We start from the raw sequence: 18,043 nt of genomic DNA, 5'->3' as shown, positions 1-18,043 counted from the left end.
GGCACTTCGATGCCGCCTGGAGGATCAGGTTTCACGACGGTTACGAGATGTCGGGTTTCCACCCCGGGGGCGGGCATCGACGAAGCAGCCCGCCCGCCAAAGCGGGCTTCAGTAGGCGGCGCGCAGTTGCACCATCAGCGCCTTTGCCTCGGCTGTTTCCTCAGGGGTCATGGTTTCCGCCAAGGCATCGCGTTGCCGCGCGGCCCAATCGCGCCCCTGCTCGGCCGCCAGGGAAAGCCAGGCGAAGGCCCGGACGGCATCGCGTTTCACCCCCTGCCCCTTGGCATAAAGATCGCCAAGGTTCATCTGGGCAACAGGGTCGCCGCGCTCAGCGGCCCGCCGATACCAGGCGACAGCCTCCGGAAAGTTTCGCGCCAGGCCGAACCCTCCAACCTGCAGCAAACCAGCCAGGGCCACCTGGGCCTGCAGATCGCCGGCCTGCGCCAAGGGAAGCCACTCGTCATAGGCGGCCTGCAGATCGCCCGCATCGTAGGCGGCCAGACCATCGACGAAGTCTGCAAACGACAACCGCCCCGACCCTAAGGTCGAGGCGGTGATCACAACAAAAAACGTCAACAGGATGCGAACCGAAGGGCGCAAGGTAGGGCGCCGCGGTCCGGTCCGCATAACCGTCCCTACTTCACCCGGTATTCTTCGGGCAGCAGCATGACGTTATCCTGTTCCGGCGTCACCGACTGGTGGCAACCGATGCAAAAGGCAACGTTATCGGAGCCGGCACCATTGGTGGTTCCAAAGACCGAGCCGTTCGGCATCACCATGGTGTAGCGCCAGTCGTCGCTATCCGGGTTAAAGCCCGCCTGCATCTTCTCCATCAGGAACAGCGGCCCGACGGAAACATCACCCTTGGCATTAACGCCGAAGCTGTCTTTGCCGAGCTTCGCACCGGGCGGGAAGGTTCCGGCATTCTCATAAAGCCCGTAGGCCTTCGCCGCCGAGTTACCCCAGTTCTGGACATAGCGCCCGCCGTGAGTGTCGGAGACATAGGCCTGCGTGCTGTATTGCCGCCAGTTCGAATAGCCGGAAGCATCGCCCTTGTCGGACTTCGCGTAGGCGGCCTTCATGGTCTCGAACATGCAGTCATAGGCAGCCAGTGCTTCCGCGTCGGTCAGCTCAGGTGCCGAACCAGCCCCACAGGGGTTGCAGGGATTGCACGGATTACAGGGGTTGCAAGGGTTCGCCGCCGCGCAAGGGTTACAGGGGTTCGCGGCGCAAGGATTGCACGGGTTCTTGGCGGCGCAAGGGTTACAGGGATTGCAGGCCTTCGCCGCGCAGGGATTGCAAGGGTTGCATGCCTTGGCAGCACAGGGATTGGCCGCACAAGGATTGCACGGGTTGGCCGCACAGGGGTTGCAGGGATTCTTCGCCGCGCAGGGATTGGCCGCTGCCGCTGCCTGAATCCGGGGAATTGCGCAGGCTGCGACCGCGCCGCCGCCGCCGGCCGCACAAGGATTGCAGGGATTGCACGGATTACAGGGGTTGCAAGGGTTCGACGCCGCGCAGGGATTGGCCGCTGCACAAGGGTTACAGGGATTCGCTGCACAGGGGTTGCACGCCTTGGCCGCACAAGGGTTTGCCGCTGCGCAAGGATTGGCCGCGCAAGGGTTCACCGGCTTTTTCGCAGCGCAGGGGTTGCAAGGGTTACAGGCTGCCTGGGCCATGGGAACGCCCATATGCCCTGTGACAAGCAGGCCTCCGGCCGCCACACCAGCCAAAACCGCCAAGGGAACCACGGCAGTCGACATTAATAAGCGCTTCCTGGACTTCATTTTTGATCACTCCCAGACAGATACTCTTGGTTTATTGTTTGTTCATGAGACCTGCTCATTCCAAGTAAGCCTCAAGCTCCTCAAGCCTATGACTCCCCGGCGATTCTGTAGAGTCACGGCGACTCACGATATCGTGAAGCACTCGCAGGGCTCCCCTCACCGATGCCGCAGAGCGGGCCACCGTTACGCAACGCCGCAATCCGAGAGACTGATTACCTTAGATTGAGGAACTCTACCCGGTACTCGTCGGGGACAAAGAACATTTGGTGCTGATCTTCATCGACCGCTTCATGACAGGTGATGCAGAACTCGACCCGCTCGCTGCCTTCGCCATTGGTCACGCCGAACAGGCTGCCGTCGGGCATGATCATGGTGTAGCGCCAGTCATGGGCGTCAGGGCGAAATCCCGGCGACATCTTTTCCATCAGAAACAGCGGACCGGTGAAAACGTCGCCGCGCTGGGTCACCGCAAAGGAGTCCTTGGCCAGGATGGATCCGACCGGCATCGGCCCCGCCTCCTCATAGCGGCCATAGGCCTTGGCCGTCATGTTGGCGTAGTTGTTCACAAAACGCTGGCCATGGGTCGCGGAGCGGTAGGGCGCTGAATTGTAACGCCGCCATTCAACGAAGGTCCCGGCCGTGGGGTCGTGGGACAGGCGATAGCCGGCGACCATGCGGTCGCGCACCTTATCGTAGACCACAAGGGCATCGGCCGCCGAAAGATCGGCCGGCCGCTCGACCGAAAAGTGCCGCTCCGGCCGAGCAAAATCCGAGTCCTGGGCCTTCGCCTGAAACAACGGCAGCAGGCAGGCAATCGCCAGAAGGGCAAATGCGCTCGCACGTTTTATCGAACAAGCCGTCCGAGGTCGGATCGCAGCAACGTCGCCTCTGAAGCGCCGAAGGGGCGTCGGATCGTAAAGGAACCCATGAACCAAGCCAGCCTCCTGTCGAAGTCCAGCGGTGGACAAACACAGCCCACGCGATCGGTTCATTCTGTAGGTATTAGCGCCGAACGCCGCATCAACTCAACATCACAAGAGGTTGAGCGTTTCCTAAAGTAAAGGGGCGCCGACTTTCCGCCGACGCCCCGAATCAATATCCTGCGCCGAAAACTATTCCGGCTTCAACTGCATCAGATAGGCAATCACGTTGGCTCGGTCGTCCGGCTTTTTGAGGCCGGCAAAAGCCATCTTGGTTCCCTTGACCGCTTTCCTCGGCGCTTCGAGGTAGGCATCCAGGGTTTCGGCGTCCCATACGGCCCCACCCTCGCCAAAGGCTACCATCGCCTTGGAATACTTGTATTTCTCGACGGTTGCGACAGCACGGTCGACGATGTTGTAAAGGCTTGGCCCGACCTTGTTCTTGCCTTCTTCGACGGCGTGGCAGGCTTTGCACTTGCGATAAACCTTTTCGCCGGCGGCGGCGTCGCCTTCGGCCAAGGCAGGTGCGGAAACGAGCGCCGCTGCGGCGAAGGCAGCGATGGTAAAGGAGCTCTTCAGACGCATTAAAACACTCCGGTCTTGTTGTGCCCCGCGCGGGGCCATCTCTCCTGAAGCCACGACATTCCGCCGAAGCAGCCGCAGACTAAAGGCGGAGCCGCCGGTAAGACAAGATCCGAAGTGTCGCAGGCCCGCAGAAACCGGGCCATTCTCCCCAGCTTATTCCGACAGGCTCTTCAAATAGGCAATGACGTCGGCGCGGTCCTGTTCCTTCTTGAAGCCGGGAAAGGCCATTTTGGTCTTTTTCACAAGGTCCTTCGGCTTCGTCAGCCAGGCGTCCAGGGTTTCCTCGTCCCAAACGACGCCGGTCGCCCCGTAGGACGTCATGCCCTTGGAATATCTGAACTTCGCGACCTGACCCGGGGTGGCGCCGAAGATTTTGTAAAGGCTTGGCCCGACCTTTTTCTTACCCTCTTCCAGGGAGTGGCAGGCAGAGCATTTCTTGAACAGCTTTTGCCCGTTCGCTTGATCACCCGCCGCCGCAACCGGCGTAGCAAAAGCCAAGGCAAGCAAAGTCGCCGAGAGGCCGGCTGAGAACATCCGCAACATAATCATCACTCCCGTATTGTCCTGATCCCCAATGAACATGCCCCCGGGCCAGGTCGGGCCCCACAAGATATCCACGCGTTCAAACCTGTAAGGATATGACCTGTGACGCAAATCAAAGGCGGGGGGTTACACGTCAAGAAAGCGTGAGAGGCGCCTTTCAGCCGATCCCGGCACCCACCGGACGGCGCGGCGGTAACAGCCGGCCAAACTGCCGACAGGATGAATCCAGCGGCCACTTTGAACGACACAGAAGCAACAACGCAGGTTTCCGTAGATTTTCGATCTCTTATCGAGAAAGATTCTGCCCCAATTCAACCTCGAGAGGAAATTTCAATGCCGATGACATGCAGAATTGCCAAACCCGCCGCCAATACGATTGCTGCCGCGCTGGTCGCGCTGATGGCGGGCTCGGTATCAGCAAGCGCCGAAGATCTTGGGCCTGCCAACGCGTACGTGCAGATCGCCGCACAAGAGCTCAAAAAACCCACGCGCGGAACCGGCCCGACGCGGCCCACTACCGGGCCCCGGCAAATGACCAACTCCGTCCCGGGCTCAACCACCAACGCATATGGCTGCCATGATGGCGCCTCGCAGACATCCTATGAAGGTCCCTGCGACCCCCATCCTGAGTATTATGCTGGTGGCTGTGAAAGCAGCGAAGAACTGGCGTCCGTCCCCGGCGACTGCCCCAACAGCAGCCAGCCCTGACTTTCCGACAACCCGGCCAGTTCACCTGCCATTCAACGGCTAACAGGGGGAGGCATTTTGTGCCTCCCCTTTTTTCGTGCCGTGCCGCAAATTTGACGAGCCGTCCCAAAAGCGCGACCGGGCCCCAGCGGTAGCGCCCGGAAAGTCGTCAATTGCGAGCGGTTATCACTTGATTCTTCCACAATATCTTATATTTAAATCTATACTAGATTAGTATGGATTGAGGTTTCCCATGTTCCGGTTAAACCGGCTGACGGATTATGCGGTGGTGGTGATGTCGCAGATGAGCCTGCGGGGCGAGAACCTGCGATCGGCCCAGCAGATTGCCGACGATACCGCAGTGCCGCTGCCCACGGTCTCCAAGCTTCTCAATCTTCTCGGCCGGGCCGGTCTGGTCACCTCCCAGCGCGGCGCTACGGGCGGTTACACGCTCAGCCGCAGTCCGGAGCAGATTTCGGTGGCCCAGATCATTCAGGCTCTTGAAGGCCCAATCGCCCTTACCGCCTGCGTCGACGGCGCGGCCGAATCCTGTGACGTGCAGTCGCTCTGTCCGATGCGCGGCAACTGGAACAAGGTGAACACCGCCATTCAGGACGCTCTGACCAGCGTCAGCCTGGCCGAAATGTCTGCCTTCCCCGCGACTTTCGGGCTGTCGCAGACAACCGCCCCCAAAACGGTTCAGGCGGACAGGAAAAGCTGATCTAGTTTAGTTAAAACACCAAGCAAGCGTTTGTTGTATCGGGAGAGTTATTGAATGGCCGCCACAGTCGAGACAGTCGAACAGGTCCGCGGGATCGAGAAGTACAAGTACGGCTTTGTCACGGACATCGAGAGCGAGACCGCGCCCAAGGGCCTGAGCGAGGACACCGTCCGCTTCATCTCGGCCAAAAAGAACGAGCCGGAATGGCTGCTGGAATTGCGTCTCAAAGCCTATCGCCACTGGCTGACCATGCCGGAACCGGAATGGGCCAAGGTGCAGTTTCCGCCGATCGACTATCAGGATTCCTACTACTACTCGGCACCGAAATCGCCGGACGACCGGCCCAAGAGCCTGGACGAGGTCGACCCCAAGCTGCTGGAGACCTATGAGAAGCTGGGCATCCCCCTGACCGAACAGAAGATGCTGGCCGGCGTGGCGGTGGATGCGGTCTTCGACAGCGTGTCGGTGGCCACCACCTTCAAGAAGAACCTGGAAGAGGTCGGCGTGATTTTCTGCTCGATCTCCGAGGCCGTGCAAAAGCACCCGGAACTGGTGCGCAAATACCTCGGCTCGGTCGTGCCTTACGGCGACAACAAGCACGCCTGCCTGAACTCGGCGGTCTTCACCGACGGTTCCTTCGTCTACATCCCCAAGGGCGTGCGCTGCCCGATGGAACTGAGCACCTACTTCCGTATCAACGCGGAGAATACGGGCCAGTTCGAGCGCACCCTGATCATCGCCGACGAGGGATCCTACGTCAGCTATCTGGAGGGCTGCACCGCGCCGATGCGCGACGAGAATCAACTCCACGCCGCAATTGTCGAGTTGATCACCTTGGACGATGCAGAGATCAAGTACTCGACAGTGCAGAACTGGTACCCCGGCGACGAGGACGGCAAAGGCGGCATCTATAACTTCGTCACAAAGCGCGGTGCCTGCCGTGGGCGCAACTCCAAGATCTCCTGGACCCAGGTGGAAACCGGCTCGGCCATCACCTGGAAATACCCGAGCTGCATCCTGCAGGGCGACAACTCGGTGGGCGAATTCTACTCCATTGCCATCACCAATAACCGCCAGCAGGCCGACACCGGCACCAAGATGATCCACCTGGGCAAGAACACTCGCTCACGCATCATCGCCAAGGGCATCTCCGCCGGGCGCTCGGACTCGACCTACCGCGGCCTGGTGCGGATCTCCGCCAAGGCCGAGGGCGCGCGCAACTTCACCCAGTGCGACTCGCTGCTGATCGGCGACCGCTGCGGCGCCCATACGGTACCCTACATCGAAAGCAAGAACCGCAACGCCATCCTGGAGCACGAGGCCACGACCTCGCGCATCAGCGAAGACCAGCTCTTCTACTGCCGCCAGCGCGGCATCTCCGAGGAAGACGCCGTGGCCCTGGTGGTCAACGGTTTCTGCCGCGAGGTCATGCAGCAGCTGCCCATGGAGTTTGCCGTCGAAGCCCAGAAGCTGGTCGGCATCTCCCTGGAAGGCAGCGTCGGCTAAACAACAAGATGAAACGCATAACAAGGATCACAGCGAAAAATGCTTGAGATCAAGAACCTGCACGCCACCGTGGACGGCAAGGAAATCCTGAAGGGCCTGGACCTGACCATCCCGGCCGGCGAAGTCCATGCCATCATGGGCCCGAACGGCTCCGGCAAGTCGACCCTGTCCTACGTCATGACCGGCCGCGAAGGCTATGAGGTGACCGAGGGCGAAGTGCTGTTCAAGGGCAGGAACATCCTGGAGATGGCGCCGGAAGAACGCGCCGGCGAAGGCCTTTTCCTCGCCTTCCAGTATCCGGTGGAAATCCCGGGCGTACCCAACACCACCTTCCTGAAAGAGGCGCTGAACGGCGTGCGCCGCTACCGCGGCGAGGACGAGCTGGACGCCATGCAGTTCGTGAAGATGGTACGCGAGAAAACCAAGCAGTTGGGCATCAACGACGAGATGCTAAAGCGCGCGGTCAACGTCGGCTTCTCCGGCGGCGAGAAAAAGCGTAACGAGGCCCTGCAGATGGTCGTGCTGGAGCCCAGCCTGGCGATACTGGACGAAACCGATTCCGGCCTCGACATCGATGCGCTGAAGACAGTGGCCAATTCGGTGAACCTGCTGCGCGACCCCGACAGATCCATGTTGGTGATCACTCACTACCAGCGGCTTTTGGACTACATCGTGCCGGATCAGGTTCATGTTCTGGCACAGGGCAGGATCCAGCGCAGCGGCGGCAAGGAACTGGCGCTGGAACTGGAAGCGAAAGGCTATGCCGAGTTCGCCGGCGCCGCCTGACTGGTGAGCAGAATTAGAGAGCAAGATGACAGAAGCTTTTAACGAACACTTCGGCGCCCTGCGCGACCAGCTTCCCGGACAGGATCTGCCCTGGCTGACGGCGCTGCGCGAGCGCGGCCTGCAGCACTTCGCCGAGAGCGGCCTTCCGACGCCGCGTCTGGAGACCTGGAAGTACACCAGCCTGCGGCCGGTCGAAAAGGTTGCCTTCGCCGCCGAGGGCGTGCCGCGGGCCTGTATCTCGATCGACCGGGCGCCGAGCCTGCTGCCCGAGACGACCGAAAGCCATCGTATGGTCTTTGTCGACGGTCATTTCCGCAGCGACCTGTCGCGTCTGGGCGAATTGCCGAAAGGCGCACAACTGCTGCCGCTGACCGAGCAGATGTCCGCCGATCCGGACTGGCTGGCCAGCCAGTTGGATCACCTCAACGGCCCCAAGGTGCAGCCGATGCTGGCCCTGAATACCGCCATGATGATGAACGGTTTCGTCCTGCGGCTGGCGCGCGGCACGGTGCTGCATCATCCAGTGGAAGTCGTCCACCTGGGCGGGGCGGGCGATGCCCCCCTCGCCTACCATCCCCGCAATCTGGTGATCCTGGCGGAAGGCAGCCAGGCCACGCTGATCGAGCATTTCAGTCATCTCGGCGACCAGCCCTATCTCAATAACACGATGACCGAGGTGACGGTCGGCGACGGCGCGATTTTCCGTCACTACAAGCTGCAAGCCGATGCGTTGAACGCCTTCAACCTGGCGACGGTGAAGGCCGAGGTCGGCCGCGACGGCCTCTACGACGCCTTTTCGATGACCACCGGCGCGCGCCTGTCGCGCAACGAGGTGTCGGTGAAGCTGGCCGGTGAAGGCGCCAACTGCCACCTGAACGGCGCTTATCTAGTGCGCGGCGACCAGCACTGCGACAACACCACGATGATCGATCATCTGGTACCCAACACGACTTGCCGCGAGGTCTTCAAAGGCGTGATCGACGAACGCGCCCGCGCGGTCTTTCAAGGCAAACTGACCGTCCACCGCGACGCTCAGCACACCAACGGCCATCAGTTGAGCAAAGCGTTGCTGCTGTCCGACCGCGCCGAGATCGATGCCAAGCCGGAGTTGGAGATCTACGCCGATGATGTGATCTGCAGCCACGGCGCGACCGCCGGCGACCTGGACCATGATGCCCTGTTTTACCTGCGCGCCCGCGGTATTCCCGAAGCAACCGCCCGTTCCATGCTGATCGAGGCCTTCCTGGGGGAGACCGTCGACCAGATCGCGGCCGAGGGGCTCTGCCCCGCCCTCATGTCCTCCATCGGCCACTGGCTGGCCGGCACCCGCAGGGAGTTCTGATATGGCTCTGGCGACAGATACCCTGACCGAGATCGGCGCCGGCAGTAACTCCACACTCGCCTTCGATGTCGAGCGGCTGCGTGAGGATTTCCCGATCCTGAAGCAGCAGGTCTATGGCAAACCGCTGGTCTACCTGGACAGCGGCTCCTCGTCGCAGAAGCCTCGGGCGGTTATCGACGCCATGAGCGAACTGCTGGAAACCGGCTACGCCAACGTTCATCGCGGCGCCTACTACTTCAGCCAGACCCTGACCGACCGCTATGAGGGCGTGCGAAAGACCGTTGCCCGTTTCCTCAATGCCGCTTCGGACCAGGAGATCGTCTTCACCCGCAACGTGACCGAGGCGATCAATCTGGTGGCCCACAGCTTCGGCAACAGCCTTGCCGCCGGCGACGAGGTGATAATCACCGAGATGGAGCACCACGCCAATATCGTGCCCTGGCAGCTGCTGCGCGACAGGATCGGCATTACGCTGAAGGTGGTGCCCATCGCCGAGGACGGCAGCCTGCGCCTGGATGCCTATGCAGACATGCTGACACCCCGCACGAGGCTGGTGGCGATCACCCATGTGTCGAACGTGCTGGGCAGCGTGAACCCGATGAAGGAAATCATCCGGCTGGCCCACAAGGCCGGCGCACTGGTTCTGGTCGACGGCGCCCAGGCTGTGGTGCACGGCAAGGTCGACGTCCAGGATCTGGATGCCGACTTCTATGCTTTCACCGGCCATAAGCTTTACGGCCCGACAGCCATCGGCGTGCTCTACGGTAAGGCCTCGCTTCTGACGGAAATGCCGCCCTTCCTGGGCGGTGGCGATATGATCCGCTCGGTCAGCTTCAGCGAGACGACCTATGCCGATCCGCCACACCGTTTCGAGGCCGGGACACCGCCGATCGTTGAGGTCATCGGGCTGGGCGCCGCCATCGATTACGTCACCGCCATCGGACACGATGCGATTGCCGCCCATGAGGCCGGGTTGCTGGCCTACGCCACCGAGCGGCTGCAGCAGATCGACGGTCTCACGATCTACGGCACCGCCAAGGAAAAAGCGGCCATCATCTCTTTCGGCCTGGAAGGTATCCATCCGCACGACATCGGCACCATCATCGACCGCGAGGGCGTGGCCATCCGGGTGGGCCACCACTGCGCCCAGCCGCTGATGGAATGCCTCGGCCTGCCGGCGACGGCCCGGGCTTCCTTCGGGCTCTACAACACCCCTGCGGAGGTGGACGTCCTGGCCCGCGCGCTGGAAAAAGTGAAGGAGCTGTTCGGCTAGAACCATGCAGGACGTGTTGCGCGACCTCTATCAGGAAGTGATCCTGGACCACGGCAAGCATCCGCGCAACCATCGGCATCCGCCGGCGGCGAACCGCTCTGCGCGCGGCTACAACCCGCTCTGCGGTGATCAGGTCACGGTCTACCTGGAGACCGATGCGGACGGCCATATCAGCGATGTCGCCTTCGAGGGCAGAGGCTGTGCGATCTCCATCGCCTCGGCCTCGATGATGACCGAGGTGCTGCGCGGCAAGACGGAAACCGAGGCACAGCAGTTGTTCGATGACTTTCACCGACTCTGCACCGAAGGAGGCTTCACCACGGAGCAAGCCGGAACCGAAGACCGGGAAGCGCTGGAGCGATTGCAGGTGCTGGCCGGCGTGCGCGAGTTTCCCGTACGGGTCAAATGCGCCACCCTCGCATGGCACGCCATGACCTCGGCGCTTGCCGGCGGCGACGAAACGACGACGGAATAGAGAGCAGTAAGATGAACGATCATCCTTTGGGTCTGGACAGCTTCGGCATCGGCGCCGCGCCGGAGGGCCTGACGGCCCGCGCGGGCACGCCGCTGCAGCCCGGTATGCCGGTGGCTGAGCGTCTTGCCGTGGAAAACGCCATGCGCCAGGTCCACGATCCGGAGATACCCGTCAACATCTACGACCTCGGCCTGATCTACGACCTGGACATCCACAACGACGGCTCGGTCGCCATCCAGATGACCCTCACCGCCCCGGCCTGCCCGGTGGCCGGCGAAATGCCGCAGCAGGTGGCCGACGCCGTTGCGGAAACCGAGGGAATTGGCGAAGTCCAGGTCACCCTGACCTGGGACCCGCCCTGGACGCCGGAGCGGATGTCCGAGGATGCCCAGCTCGCATTAGGAATGTTCTAAGAATTATAAGCACTTATGGGGCCTTCCGATTTACACTCGGAATCCCTATATGTAGGTTTGACGAGAACGGATAAGATAAGCCATGGCCATTGGAAATCTCATAAGCCTGACCGACGCAGCAGCCGAGCGCGTCAAGGCCCTGATCGCCAAGAGCGAGGAGCCCGTCCTGGGCCTGCGCGTCGGTGTGAACACACGCGGCTGCTCGGGCATGAGCTACGTGGTCGAATATGCCAAGGAACAGCGCAAGCTGGAGGACGTGGTCGAGGATAAGGGCGTGAAGATCTTTATCGAGCCGACCGCCGTTATGTTCCTTTTCGGCAGCGAGATGGACTATGTCGAGGATAAGTTCCAGACCGGCTTCGTCTTCACCAATCCCAACGAAAAGGGCCGCTGCGGCTGCGGCGAATCCTTTCACGTCTGACCGCACTGCAGCAACCGCTTCTAATCCAAGAAAAATACCAAGGTTAACCGTGGCTTAACGACAGCTTGGGACACTCTCATCCGACGACCGGGTGTCAATGACTGTCCAGAGCGCAAAGCCACCATGCAGAACATCAAGCGCGCCTACGTTTCAGCCATGCACGGCCTGGGGGCCGGGCTTTACAGCAGCGGCATGCTGGGCCGCGAGGCCCAGCCGCTGCACGGCGATCTGGTGCGCTGGCTACACAGCCTTTTTGCCATCTACGACATCGAAGCCATGGTCCGCCTGGACCTGCCCTGGTGGACGCTGCGGGCCGCGAAGCTGGTGGACCGCTTCCTACAACAGCGGCCGGGGGCGACGGTCTTCGAATATGGCTCAGGCGCCAGCACGGTCTATCTGGCAAAGCGCGCCGAAATCGTCATTTCCGCGGAACACGATCCGCGCTGGCACGCGACGGTGACCAAGAAGGTGGCGGGACACCCCAATGTCCTGCTCACGCTGGCAGAGGCGGAAACCGCCGACGCCCAAAGCACGCACTGGTCGGCCCACCGCGCCTGGTCGGGGTATGACTTCAAGAATTACGTCCAGGCGATCGATCGTTTCGAAGGCCTCTTCGACCTCATCGTGATCGACGGCCGTTGCCGGGCCCACTGCCTGCAGGCGGCCAAGCGGCGCATCAAACCCGATGGATTGATTCTTTTCGACAACGCCGGCCGGCGGCGCTACCGCGCGGCTCTGGAAAACTGCGCCATGCCCAAACTGGCAACCTCCGGTCTCACCGCCTGTCTGCCCTACCCCGACCCGACCGCCCTGCTGTCGCCAGACCCGACGGTATTGGAAGCCCTGGTGGACGCAGGATGACCAGGGTCTTGCTGCGCGCTGCTGCCTGGCTGTTGCCCCTTGCGGCCCTGCTCTATCTGGGTTTCGCCCTCAGCCACCTCGATCTCTCCGAGTTCGGCGGTTACCTGAGCAACCGGGTTCTGGGGATCGCCTGCATCGCCGCGCTGCTCTATGGCGCCGGGCTCTATCTTCTGGCTTTCGCGTGGTCGGCCTGCCTGCAGAAGTTTTCAAGAAACCCGGTCAGCCCGGAAGCGGCGGTGCAACTCTATGCCTTTGCCACCTTCGCCAAATACCTTCCGGGCAATGTCTTTCACTATGCCGGCCGGCAGATTGCTGCCGCCCGCCTCGGTTACGGCCAGAAGGCACCGGCACAGGCCAGTCTGTTGGAAATTCTGGGACACCTTTCAGCGGTCGGGGTGATCCTGTTGGCTTTACTGCCTTTCTCCCTGACGGGATTGGCCGATCTGCTGTCTTTTGCCGCCCCGCAGCTTCCGCTCTGGGCTTTGGTTGCTGCGTTCAGCCTTCTGGCGGTGCTCCTGTTCATGCTGCTGTCGCCAAAAGCCCGCAACCTGCTGCCGCCCCTGGACAGCCGTCTGCTGTCATTTGTCGGCCTTCTGCAGTTGAGCTTCTTCGCCTTGACCGGGCTTCTGGGCCTGTGGCTGGCGATTCCTTTGTTGGACCTGCCGCATGAGATGCTGCCGCTGCTGATATTCGTTTATCTCGTCGCATGGCTCGTCGGTTTTGTGACACCAGGTGCGCCCGGTGGCCTGGGTGTAAGGGAGGCCTGTCTACTGGCGGGGCTCAGCGGGCTCGCGGCGCCCGAAGCGATTCTTGCCTTTGCAGCGGTGACACGGGGGGCCTTCCTGGTCGGCGAGGCGCTTTTTGCCGCCTCCGGCTTCCTCTTCCGGCCGGGATTAGAAGTCAGCGCGCGCCGCCCATCGCTGCCGGCGCGATAACCCGATAGAGAACGAAGACTTCTCCCTCCGCCAGCCTCTCCAGACCGCCGAGCCCATCCAACGAACCTCTCCCGCTCCGCATCCACAGCAGGTAGTCGAAATTGCGCGGCCAATCGTTCCAATAGGCATGGGCCGGATCATGGCGGCGAACAGGCTGCTCGAGGGCCCGCTCCCGCCCCTTCTCCAGGGCCTGCCGAGGCACTGGCCAGCCGTGGGGCACATCCAATTCGGCACGCCCAGGCGCGGCCTCTACCAACGAAGTTGCGGTGAACAGGAGGGGTACGAACATGCCGCGCTCGATAGCGGCCAAAGACCCACTGTGCATGAAATCGATCCAGGCCGGAAAGCAGCCCCGACAATTTGGATCATAGTCGCCGGCGACAAGGAGGGCTCCGCCGGCCTCCGTCATCCTCAAGGCCTGCCTGATTTCCTGCTGGACCTCGTCGTTGCGAGCCATCTGCAATCCTCCAGCCAACAATGAAGCGCCGACCATCGCAAGCACAAGCCCCTGAACCAATCGCGAAGCCATAACCGATGCAGCCGGCCGTATCGCCGCAACAAGCAGGAGAAGGCCGATGAAAGGAAAACGGAAGTCCAGGCCCCAGATCCCCAGAACCATGTTAGGCATGGCAATCACCAGCGCTGCCATGGCCCAAAGCAAGGGCTTCAAGTCGCCGTCGAGCTTGGCCTCGCCGCGTCGCAGCAGGCCGTAGATCAGAACCAAGATTGCCAGCAGCACCAAGGGACCGGCTGGTGCGACCAAGGCGGAGGTCGGGGAAAGAAAAGCCAAAGCCTTGGTGCTGAACGCACCATAAAAGGTACGGCTGTCACCGACACCGTCCTGACCAAAAAGCACGTAAGCGAAGAGCGCCAGAGGCAGGGCGAACTGCATCATATGCCGGGTGAAAACCTGTAACCGCACCAGGAGGCCACTGTTCGAGTCGCGCCAAACTCTCAGCAACTCGAAGCACAAGACGAGATATCCGCAGAGTAGAAAGCCAAGGAGGTGAGCAAAAAAGAGCACCGTCTGCGCAGCAGCAAAGACCAGCAGACGTCGGTGCCAGGGCCAGGCTTCGGTTGCCAGCCAGAAGTAGACGGCCCAGAGCGCCAATCCCACGCCAAAGAGGAAGTTCATGAAACCCCAGCGCAGGGCTTCGTTGAACAACAGTGCCAGCGGCAGCAACGTCCAGAGACTCACGGACCCGGCCCGACGCAGGTGCAGAGCCACCGTGGCAAAAAACAGCAGCGCCAAGGTCAGGCCGTTGAACAGCCCACCGACGGCATAGGGCGACAGCCAATCCATAAAGGGCGCCGCGAAGAGGTCCATCGCCAGGTCCGGGATCAACCTCCATTCAAGGGCATAGTTGCCGGTTAAAAAAGCATCGCTACCGAGCCGATACTGAATAAACACCCGGGCCAGGTGATTGGGATAGTCGCGGGCAATGCCTAGCGGGAAGATCTGGGGCAATACAAAGACGACCGCCCCAAAAGCCAAGATGGTCATCAGGCCGGCATGCCGACGCAAACCAAACGTCCCCGTGGCTTCTGTTGCTGGAAAGGTCGACAAGCCGTTGGTCCGCTTTCGTTTTTCTTGGAAACCACCAGCCATAAACCATGCGGCTTGTGAAAGGATTAATAACTCTGTCGCAGACTGCGCGCTGTGTTGCCGCGGAGCCGTTGACTTATGGTGTGAGCGGAGAAGGTGCGAGGTCGTCCAATGTCGCTATCGCTTTCGATTGTGGTCCCCTTCTTTAACGAAGAGGAAACCATAGAGAAGCTCCACGAGAAGATAGTCGCTGCCGTTGCGCCGACTGGTTGCCCCTTTGAAGTCATCTATGTGAACGATGGCAGTACCGATCTGGGCCCGATCAAGGCTCAGAAGCTGGTCGGGAGTAGCGCGTTGGCCTCTTTGATCAACTTTCGAACGAATTTCGGCAAGGCAGCCGCGTTGTCTGCAGGGTTTCGCCGCGCCCGCGGCGATATCGTCATCACCATGGATGCCGATCTGCAAGACGATCCAATGGAAATACCGAGGTTCTTGGAGCAGATCCACAGCGGCATCGACGTGGTGAGCGGTTGGAAGCAGAAACGTCACGACCCCCTCGGCAAGACTCTACCCTCTAAGTTGTTCAACGCCGTCGTAGGTCGTGTTTTCGGCTTGCGGCTACATGACTATAACTGCGGTTTCAAAGCCTATCGGCGGTCCGCGCTGGCTCATCTCAATCTATATGGTGAGCTGCATCGCTTCACGCCGGCTCTACTCCATAGCCTCGGTTTTCAGGTAAGCGAAATTCCCGTAACCCACCATCCTCGCACGCACGGCCAATCCAAGTACGGCTGGAGCCGGCTGATCAAAGGGATGATCGACCTCTTCACGGTTCTGCTGTCCACTCGTTTCCGCATGCGGCCGGCCCACCTCTTTGCTTACATTGGTTTGCCGATAACCGGCGCCGGCTTTGCCGCACTTGCCTATCTAACAGTTCTTTGGTTGGTCGGGGCGGGTCCAATCGGTTCTCGACCGCTCCTTTTCTTCGGAATCATGGCGGTTCTGTTCGGGACCCAGATGATCGCAACCGGCCTGATCGCCGAAGTGGTACGAGCTAGTCGGCCGCAGGAAGACGAAAAGTACTTAGTGGAAAGCGAGTACGGATCATCCGGGGAGCTGATGAGCCAACCTCTTCAAACGAATCAACACGACGCTACCACGACCGCTCAAACACCGCCTCAACCGGCCGGACGGCGCTCCGCCTGAATACCGACTTCGTTGCTAAGTCAAATCAGTGAGCTTCCCCACAGACTTAATCGTTCCTTAGAGCTTTAGTCCCAGGATTGCGGCTGCTCATGCAGCTTTATATGCGGCGGGTCGATGCAATCATACAGCACAAAGCGAAACGGGGCGGCCCAGCTGCTGCCTTACCTTGCGCTCTTCATTACCTGGGCCATGGTTCACACCAGCCTGATCGTCTTCCGCGACCTGCCGGTGTTTGAATCAGGCCTTGTCGGCCCCGACAGCTACATGCGCATGCTGCGCGTGACGGAACTCTATCAGAACTGGGATTGGTTCGACGGCACCATCGAACGCGCCAATGCACCCTATGGGGATACTCTGCATTGGACCCGGCCCTTCGACATGCTGATCATGCTGATCGCGTTACCGGCGTCGCTCGGCATGGATTTCGAAGGGGCGCTCTACGTTGCCGGCATTCTTGTATCACCACTTCTGCAACTGACGACAGGCTTTGCCCTGGCCTGGGCAATGCGGCCCGTGATCCGGCCGGAGGTTTGGTTCCTGCCAGCCGTCGCGCTGTTTCTGCAGCCTGGCGCATTGGCCTACTCGGTCGCCGGGCGGGCCGATCATCACAGCCTTCTGCTGCTCGTCTTCGTCGTCACGGCCGGTTTTACACTGCGGGCGCTGCGCAACCCCCTGGATGCGCGCCCGGCCGTATGGGCCGGCGCCAGTGCCGGTTTCGGTATCTGGCTCTCGGTGGAGTTCTTGCTACCCATGGGGGTCTGCCTTGTCGCCCTCGGAATGCCCTGGCTGTTCGGCGAACGCGAAAAGGCCTCGCAAAACAAGTGGTTTGCGCTGGCAGCCAGCCTGCTACTCCTTGCCGCGCTCTTTGCCGAGCGGCCGTTAGAGCGCTTCCTGGAGCCAAGTTACGACCGCGTTTCCACTGTTCAGTTTCTTGTCGTGGTCAGCATCCTGCTGTTCTGGCGCGCCGCAGAATCCTATGAAAACCGCGCCACAGCCGGCACGCACCCGGTTGGACGCCTGTTGCTCGGCCTGTTCGGCGTCACGGCTGCCGGCCTTCTGGTGAACAGCATCCACCCACTCTTCTTCGCCGGCCCCATGGCCGGGGTCGACCCCCGTATCCAGCCCATCTGGTTGGATTTGGTCCTAGAGATGCGGCCGCTTATTCCGCAGGACCGTGACAGTATCGGCAGCTTCATCTTCTTTTTCGGCAGTGGCCTTTTGGTCGTACCCTTCTTTGCCAGATTGTTGTGGCAGGAGCGCCGTAGCAGCAGCTTCTGGACCCTGGCCTTTATCGGTTTCGCCTGCCTCCTGCTCTGGCTTGTCGCCATCAAACACATACGCTTCTCCGGTTATGCCGAAGTCGCCTTTATCATGGCTTTTGCCGTGGTCTTCGATCGCTTCCTTCAGTGGACACACCGGATCCACAGCGATTTCAGCCGCGGCATCCTGCGCGGCTGCACCATCACGGTCCTCTTGCTCGGCCCCCTGACGGTCGGCACCACCTTGATGGTCGACAAGGCCGACGCCAAAGATGCCTCAGGTCAGTCCCTTACCGCTTGCGACGTAGGCGAGGTGGCCGGCTTTCTTGAGACCGATCCGCGCTGGACCGGCTCCCGGCAGACCATACTTACTTTCCTGGATATCGGACCCGAGCTGCTTTATCGCACGGACCACGCGGTGATCGGGACGCCCTATCACCGCAACAGCGATGGAATCTACGACAGCTATTGGATGTTAACGAGTAGCGACCCCGGCGCGGTTCGCGCCATGATCGTGGAGCGCGGTATAGGCCTGATCCTGTTATGCCAGAGTCCAGCGGAGCGGAATTTCTTCTCCTCCGCGGGCGACAGCCTCTACAAGCAGCTTTCCGGCGGCCAGATACCATCCTGGGCTGCCGAGGTTGCCCTTCCCGTCCATTTGCAACGCCAGGCCAGGCTGTTCACCGTCTCCCGCTGACTATCTGAGAGCTAATGAGCGGAACGGAACCCGCGTTAGGAAAATCTTGAGCGAATTCGGCAAGACTGAGTCCGCGAGGG

At 61.1% G+C, this 18,043-nt stretch carries 20 protein-coding genes; 14 read left to right on the top strand and 6 right to left on the bottom strand.

The window, feature by feature from the left end; genetic code table 11:
- Positions 1–108: 108 nt before the first annotated feature.
- On the bottom strand, positions 109–528 hold the full coding sequence (locus HBA54_RS01355) for a tetratricopeptide repeat protein (RefSeq protein WP_167220564.1): 420 nt from the start codon (positions 526–528) through the stop codon (positions 109–111).
- Between the two features lie 107 nt (positions 529–635).
- On the bottom strand, positions 636–1,094 hold the full coding sequence (locus HBA54_RS01350; protein ID WP_167220563.1) for a cytochrome P460 family protein: 459 nt from the start codon (positions 1,092–1,094) through the stop codon (positions 636–638).
- Between the two features lie 73 nt (positions 1,095–1,167).
- On the opposite strand from HBA54_RS01350, the gene HBA54_RS01345 reads away from it, so the two are divergent.
- Positions 1,168–1,416 (top strand): hypothetical protein, encoded by a 249-nt coding sequence (locus tag HBA54_RS01345; RefSeq protein ID WP_167220562.1) that lies wholly within the window; start codon positions 1,168–1,170, stop codon positions 1,414–1,416.
- Between the two features lie 583 nt (positions 1,417–1,999).
- On the opposite strand, the gene HBA54_RS01340 is transcribed toward HBA54_RS01345, so the two are convergent.
- From HBA54_RS01340 to HBA54_RS01330, 3 genes are all read right to left on the bottom strand, one after another.
- Positions 2,000–2,722 (bottom strand): cytochrome P460 family protein, encoded by a 723-nt coding sequence (locus tag HBA54_RS01340; RefSeq protein ID WP_167220561.1) that lies wholly within the window; start codon positions 2,720–2,722, stop codon positions 2,000–2,002.
- 177 nt (positions 2,723–2,899) lie between these two features.
- Positions 2,900–3,292, bottom strand: a complete 393-nt coding sequence (locus tag HBA54_RS01335) for a c-type cytochrome (protein ID WP_167220560.1) — start codon at positions 3,290–3,292, stop codon at positions 2,900–2,902.
- Positions 3,293–3,445: 153 nt separating this feature from the next.
- Complete coding sequence (locus HBA54_RS01330; RefSeq protein WP_205944346.1) at positions 3,446–3,835, bottom strand: c-type cytochrome; 390 nt, start codon at positions 3,833–3,835, stop codon at positions 3,446–3,448.
- A 237-nt stretch (positions 3,836–4,072) separates the two neighbouring features.
- Here HBA54_RS01330 and HBA54_RS01325 point away from each other — a divergent pair, with 237 nt between their 5' ends.
- The 11 genes from HBA54_RS01325 (at position 4,073) to HBA54_RS01275 (ending at position 13,255) form a co-directional block, all read left to right on the top strand.
- A complete protein-coding gene (locus tag HBA54_RS01325; protein WP_167220559.1) occupies positions 4,073–4,543 on the top strand; it encodes a hypothetical protein in 471 nt (156 codons plus the stop codon).
- Positions 4,544–4,775: 232 nt separating this feature from the next.
- The gene (locus HBA54_RS01320; protein ID WP_167220557.1) at positions 4,776–5,243 is read left to right on the top strand and encodes an SUF system Fe-S cluster assembly regulator; all 468 of its coding nucleotides are present in this window, start codon (positions 4,776–4,778) and stop codon (positions 5,241–5,243) included.
- 54 nt (positions 5,244–5,297) lie between these two features.
- Complete coding sequence (gene sufB, locus HBA54_RS01315; protein WP_167220555.1) at positions 5,298–6,749, top strand: Fe-S cluster assembly protein SufB; 1,452 nt, start codon at positions 5,298–5,300, stop codon at positions 6,747–6,749.
- 39 nt (positions 6,750–6,788) lie between these two features.
- Positions 6,789–7,535: a Fe-S cluster assembly ATPase SufC gene (gene sufC, locus HBA54_RS01310; protein ID WP_167220553.1), complete on the top strand. Its 747-nt coding sequence runs from the start codon at positions 6,789–6,791 to the stop codon at positions 7,533–7,535.
- Between the two features lie 25 nt (positions 7,536–7,560).
- Positions 7,561–8,877, top strand: coding sequence for a Fe-S cluster assembly protein SufD (gene sufD, locus HBA54_RS01305; RefSeq protein ID WP_167220551.1), 1,317 nt, complete (start codon positions 7,561–7,563; stop codon positions 8,875–8,877).
- A 1-nt stretch (position 8,878) separates the two neighbouring features.
- Positions 8,879–10,150, top strand: a complete 1,272-nt coding sequence (locus HBA54_RS01300; RefSeq protein WP_167220549.1) for a cysteine desulfurase — start codon at positions 8,879–8,881, stop codon at positions 10,148–10,150.
- Between the two features lie 4 nt (positions 10,151–10,154).
- Positions 10,155–10,625: a Fe-S cluster assembly sulfur transfer protein SufU gene (gene sufU / locus HBA54_RS01295; protein ID WP_167220547.1), complete on the top strand. Its 471-nt coding sequence runs from the start codon at positions 10,155–10,157 to the stop codon at positions 10,623–10,625.
- 11 nt (positions 10,626–10,636) lie between these two features.
- Positions 10,637–11,038, top strand: a complete 402-nt coding sequence (locus HBA54_RS01290) for an SUF system Fe-S cluster assembly protein (RefSeq protein ID WP_167220545.1) — start codon at positions 10,637–10,639, stop codon at positions 11,036–11,038.
- 82 nt (positions 11,039–11,120) lie between these two features.
- On the top strand, positions 11,121–11,459 hold the full coding sequence (locus HBA54_RS01285) for a HesB/IscA family protein (protein ID WP_167220543.1): 339 nt from the start codon (positions 11,121–11,123) through the stop codon (positions 11,457–11,459).
- A 123-nt stretch (positions 11,460–11,582) separates the two neighbouring features.
- Complete coding sequence (locus HBA54_RS01280; protein WP_167220541.1) at positions 11,583–12,320, top strand: class I SAM-dependent methyltransferase; 738 nt, start codon at positions 11,583–11,585, stop codon at positions 12,318–12,320.
- A complete protein-coding gene (locus HBA54_RS01275; RefSeq protein WP_167220539.1) occupies positions 12,317–13,255 on the top strand; it encodes a lysylphosphatidylglycerol synthase domain-containing protein in 939 nt (312 codons plus the stop codon). The genes HBA54_RS01280 and HBA54_RS01275 overlap by 4 nt, the downstream gene beginning before the upstream one ends.
- Here HBA54_RS01275 and HBA54_RS01270 read toward each other — a convergent pair.
- Positions 13,221–14,759: a hypothetical protein gene (locus HBA54_RS01270; RefSeq protein WP_167220537.1), complete on the bottom strand. Its 1,539-nt coding sequence runs from the start codon at positions 14,757–14,759 to the stop codon at positions 13,221–13,223. The genes HBA54_RS01275 and HBA54_RS01270 overlap by 35 nt on opposite strands.
- A 213-nt stretch (positions 14,760–14,972) precedes the next feature.
- Here HBA54_RS01270 and HBA54_RS01265 point away from each other — a divergent pair, with 213 nt between their 5' ends.
- Positions 14,973–16,007: a glycosyltransferase family 2 protein gene (locus tag HBA54_RS01265; RefSeq protein ID WP_167220535.1), complete on the top strand. Its 1,035-nt coding sequence runs from the start codon at positions 14,973–14,975 to the stop codon at positions 16,005–16,007.
- Between the two features lie 114 nt (positions 16,008–16,121).
- The gene (locus HBA54_RS01260) at positions 16,122–17,963 is read left to right on the top strand and encodes a hypothetical protein (protein ID WP_167220533.1); all 1,842 of its coding nucleotides are present in this window, start codon (positions 16,122–16,124) and stop codon (positions 17,961–17,963) included.
- Positions 17,964–18,043: the final 80 nt, after the last annotated feature.

Origin of the sequence: Pelagibius litoralis, from assembly GCF_011683915.1 — a bacterium.
GTDB lineage: Bacteria > Pseudomonadota > Alphaproteobacteria > Kiloniellales > Kiloniellaceae > Pelagibius > Pelagibius litoralis.
This window is presented reverse-complemented; position numbering and strand designations above follow the sequence as displayed.

Excerpts from the sequence above, each read along its gene's own strand:
- HBA54_RS01350 (WP_167220563.1), bottom strand. The coding sequence starts at position 1,094 with ATGTTCGAGACCATGAAGGCCGCCTACGCGAAGTCCGACAAGGGCGAT.
- HBA54_RS01335 (WP_167220560.1), bottom strand. The coding sequence starts at position 3,292 with ATGCGTCTGAAGAGCTCCTTTACCATCGCTGCCTTCGCCGCAGCGGCG.
- HBA54_RS01330 (WP_205944346.1), bottom strand. The coding sequence starts at position 3,835 with ATGTTGCGGATGTTCTCAGCCGGCCTCTCGGCGACTTTGCTTGCCTTG.
- HBA54_RS01320 (WP_167220557.1), top strand. The coding sequence starts at position 4,776 with ATGTTCCGGTTAAACCGGCTGACGGATTATGCGGTGGTGGTGATGTCG.
- sufB (WP_167220555.1), top strand. The coding sequence starts at position 5,298 with ATGGCCGCCACAGTCGAGACAGTCGAACAGGTCCGCGGGATCGAGAAG.
- sufC (WP_167220553.1), top strand. The coding sequence starts at position 6,789 with ATGCTTGAGATCAAGAACCTGCACGCCACCGTGGACGGCAAGGAAATC.
- sufD (WP_167220551.1), top strand. The coding sequence starts at position 7,561 with ATGACAGAAGCTTTTAACGAACACTTCGGCGCCCTGCGCGACCAGCTT.
- HBA54_RS01300 (WP_167220549.1), top strand. The coding sequence starts at position 8,879 with ATGGCTCTGGCGACAGATACCCTGACCGAGATCGGCGCCGGCAGTAAC.
- sufU (WP_167220547.1), top strand. The coding sequence starts at position 10,155 with ATGCAGGACGTGTTGCGCGACCTCTATCAGGAAGTGATCCTGGACCAC.
- HBA54_RS01290 (WP_167220545.1), top strand. The coding sequence starts at position 10,637 with ATGAACGATCATCCTTTGGGTCTGGACAGCTTCGGCATCGGCGCCGCG.
- HBA54_RS01285 (WP_167220543.1), top strand. The coding sequence starts at position 11,121 with ATGGCCATTGGAAATCTCATAAGCCTGACCGACGCAGCAGCCGAGCGC.
- HBA54_RS01280 (WP_167220541.1), top strand. The coding sequence starts at position 11,583 with ATGCAGAACATCAAGCGCGCCTACGTTTCAGCCATGCACGGCCTGGGG.
- HBA54_RS01275 (WP_167220539.1), top strand. The coding sequence starts at position 12,317 with ATGACCAGGGTCTTGCTGCGCGCTGCTGCCTGGCTGTTGCCCCTTGCG.
- HBA54_RS01270 (WP_167220537.1), bottom strand. The coding sequence starts at position 14,759 with ATGACCATCTTGGCTTTTGGGGCGGTCGTCTTTGTATTGCCCCAGATC.
- HBA54_RS01265 (WP_167220535.1), top strand. The coding sequence starts at position 14,973 with ATGTCGCTATCGCTTTCGATTGTGGTCCCCTTCTTTAACGAAGAGGAA.
- HBA54_RS01260 (WP_167220533.1), top strand. The coding sequence starts at position 16,122 with ATGCAATCATACAGCACAAAGCGAAACGGGGCGGCCCAGCTGCTGCCT.